This is a genomic window from Mesorhizobium sp. M7A.F.Ca.CA.002.15.2.1 (assembly GCF_003998715.1).
Classification (GTDB): domain Bacteria; phylum Pseudomonadota; class Alphaproteobacteria; order Rhizobiales; family Rhizobiaceae; genus Mesorhizobium; species Mesorhizobium ciceri.
Window position 1 is genome coordinate 1 of record NZ_RZPI01001168.1, and the last position, 742, is coordinate 742.

The 742-nt window shown below is 63.1% G+C and carries 1 pseudogene; it reads left to right on the forward strand.

The features are described from left to right. Positions 1 to 742, forward strand: a pseudogene (locus ENZ74_RS33425) (AAA family ATPase); the annotation flags it as partial.

A 742-nucleotide genomic window follows, 5' to 3' on the forward strand; every position in this document is an offset into this window, starting at 1 on the left:
GTTCATCTCGACGACCAGCTGCTGACCATCCCGCAGCACACGCTCCTGTTTCGCGCCCGGCGCGGCACGGCGATCGCGCTGGCCATATCGGACGTCTTTGCCGAAGGCTCCGACCTCGAAAGCCTGCAGGCCAGGAATACCCGCGCGCCGCTCGAAGGCGACGAAGCGGCCACCTTCAAGAAGCTTCTGTCGGCCTCGGCTTACATCTCCGCCTTCAGCCTCGCCTCCTACCTGTTCCAGCTGATCGACAGCGACGGCGAGGCACCCAACGACATCCCCGAGCCGGACTTCCTGTTCGACACGCCGCAGGATGCGGTGAAGTCGATCCTCGCTGGCCTCGACAAGGCGATCTCGGGATCGTCCGATGATGCCGATTTGATGACAAGGGCACGCGCCTTCGCCCGCGTCGCCATCGACGGGCTTCTGGCCCGCAAGGGCCGCTTCGACGGCATCGGCCCGTTCGAGAACGCCCATATCCGCATCGATGCCGACGATTTCACTCTCGATGGTTTCGACGTCGCGCCGGGCAAGCGCTCAAAACCGCTGGTGATGACCTTCAAGAAGCCGGAAGAGGTCGTCGGCAACCACATCGCCAAATACCAGTCGGTCAAGCTCGCCAAGATGCTGATGGCCTATGATTTCGAGCGCGAACTCAATCCGTTCGTCGAGCTCGGCGGCTTCCTGTTCACCTTCATCGGCGACGGCGCCCCCGGCACTGGCAAGACGACGCTGATCCAGATGA